This window comes from Streptomyces sp. WAC06614 (assembly GCF_003949795.1).
In the GTDB taxonomy this organism is placed as follows: Bacteria; Actinomycetota; Actinomycetes; order Streptomycetales; family Streptomycetaceae; genus Streptomyces.
Genome location: NZ_RPRY01000604.1, coordinates 1 through 2,022, shown reverse-complemented (window position 1 = coordinate 2,022; position 2,022 = coordinate 1). Strand labels below are relative to the sequence as shown.

General features: G+C 75.1%; 3 protein-coding genes. All 3 read left to right on the top strand.

Annotated features, from left to right (window positions below; translation table 11 throughout):
• A partial coding sequence (locus EF918_RS35185; protein ID WP_148141344.1) for a class E sortase occupies positions 1–599 on the top strand: 599 nt, incomplete at its 5' end.
• A gap of 111 nt (positions 600–710) precedes the next feature.
• Positions 711–1,091 (top strand): DUF6412 domain-containing protein, encoded by a 381-nt coding sequence (locus tag EF918_RS35180; RefSeq protein WP_260610993.1) that lies wholly within the window; start codon positions 711–713, stop codon positions 1,089–1,091.
• Positions 1,092–1,254: 163 nt separating this feature from the next.
• Positions 1,255–1,995 carry a YidC/Oxa1 family membrane protein insertase gene (locus EF918_RS35175; protein ID WP_260610992.1) on the top strand — a complete coding sequence of 247 codons (741 nt, stop codon included), beginning with the start codon at positions 1,255–1,257 and terminating at the stop codon, positions 1,993–1,995.
• The last annotated feature ends 27 nt before the right edge of the window (positions 1,996–2,022 follow it).

Sequence of the window (2,022 nt, the reverse complement as noted above, 5' to 3'; positions counted from 1 at the left end):
AGGGGCAGCCGGACCCCTGGGCCGGGACCGGGGCCGGGGCCGGTGCCCCTTCCGACTCCCACTCTGCCTCCGCTTCCGCTTCCGGTGGGGCCCCGGCGGGCGAGGGGACCCCGCCCGTGGCCGGCGCCCGTACGTCGCCCACGACCGCCGGCCCCCGGCAGGACCAGGGCTACGCCGTGCTCCGCATCCCACGGCTCGGGGTGGTCGCGCCCGTCGCGGAGGGAGTGAGCCGGCGCGGGGTGCTCGACAAGGGGTACGTCGGCCACTACCCGGGGACCGCGCAGCCGGGAGCCCGGGGGAACGTGGCCCTGGCCGGGCACCGCAACACCCACGGGGAGCCGTTCCGCTACATCAACCGTCTGCGCGCCGGGGACGAGATCCACGTGGACGTGCGGGGGAAGCGGTTCACGTACGTGGTCGACACGGTCCTGCCGGAGACGACCGCCCGTGACGGCGGGGTGATCGCACCGGTGCCGCGGAGCGTGGTGAAGCCCGAGTACGGCTACGCCGAACCGGGCTCCTACCTCACGCTGACGACGTGCACCCCCGAGTACACGTCCAAGTACCGGCTGATCGTCTGGGCCAGGCTCAAGGGGTAGGTCGCCGTGACCGCCGTCGCCCGGGTGCGGGCCCCGGCCGATTGTCAGTGGGGGCGGTTAGGATCGAAAGCACGATCGAGGTGCAGGGGCCAACCGGGAGGGGGAGCAGTGGTGTTCGGTTCGCGTCGTCGTCTGCTGCCGTTCCGGGAGGTTGGGGCCGGGCGGGGGGCGCTGTTCGCGGTGCTGCTGGGGCTGGTCGGGCTGTTCGGGCCGACGTTCCTGCTGCTCGGCCGGGCAGTGAGCGGTGAGCCGGGCGTGCCGGTCGGTCTCGCCGCCGCGGTGACCCTGGCGGCGACCGCCGCGGCCGGGGCGGCCCTGGCCGTCTGCGCGGCCTTCGCGGCGCGCTGTGCGCGCCCCGTGCCGCCGACCCGAATACGCACCGCGATACGTGACCGCGAGCAGCGCACGGCGTTCCTGCCGCAGCGCGATCCCGACGCCGAGGGCCGGTCGCGGCCCCGGGCGCCCGGCCGTTACGCCCTGACGGCCGCGTAGGGGCGTCCGGTCCGCGCTCGTTCCGCCTGAACCGTTGTCGCCCCTCGTGGGTCGTCACGCCGACGTGCATCCGCATGCCGCATGCCCAGGTCTGTCCGGCCTGCATGCCGGCATGCCCCCCATGCGTCGTTCGACGTTCGACGAGACCCCTCGGAGGGCCCGCGTGTCCGTTTTCACCCACCTTGTTGCTGCGCTGGCCGGGCTGTTGGAGCCGGTGCTGGCCCAGTCCACGACCGCTGCCGCGATCGTGCTGTTCACCCTGCTCGTCCGGATGCTGCTGCACCCGCTGAACCGTGCCGCCTTCCGCGGGGCCACGCCCGTGGCGGGCTGCCTGCCCGTGCTGCTCCAGTTGCCGGTGTTCTTCGTGATGTACCAGGCGTTCTCCGCGCAGGAGGTCGGCGGCGCGGCGAACGAACTGCTGGGCCACCGGCTGTTCGCGGCCCCGCTGGGCGACCGCTGGGCCGATGCCCTCGGGGACGGCGGGCTGGTCGGGGCGTCGGGGCTGGTGTTCCTCGGGCTGTTCGCCGCGATCGCGGCGGTGGCCGCGTGGAGCGCGGCGCTCGGGCGGCGGGCCGCGGCGGTTGCACCGCCGGTGCCCATGCCCGTGCCCGTGCCCCGGTCGCTGCCTGCGGCGGGCGGCGTACGGGGCGCTGGCGCTGCCGTGCCGGCACCGACAGTCGAGCAGCAGGAGGCGGTGCGCAAGGTGATGGGCTACCTGCCGCTGCTCTCGTTCGGCACCTTGATCACCGCGGCGGTGGTCCCCCTGGCGGCGGGCCTCTACCTGCTGACGACCACGGCCTTCTCCGTGGCGGAGCGGGCCTGGTTGCAGCGGCGCAAGGACCGGGCCCTGGCCGCGGCTGCGGCCGCGGATGCGGATGCGGGAGAGGCGGGGCCGGGGGCGTAGCCCTGTTGTCCTGGCGGGGCGTAGGCG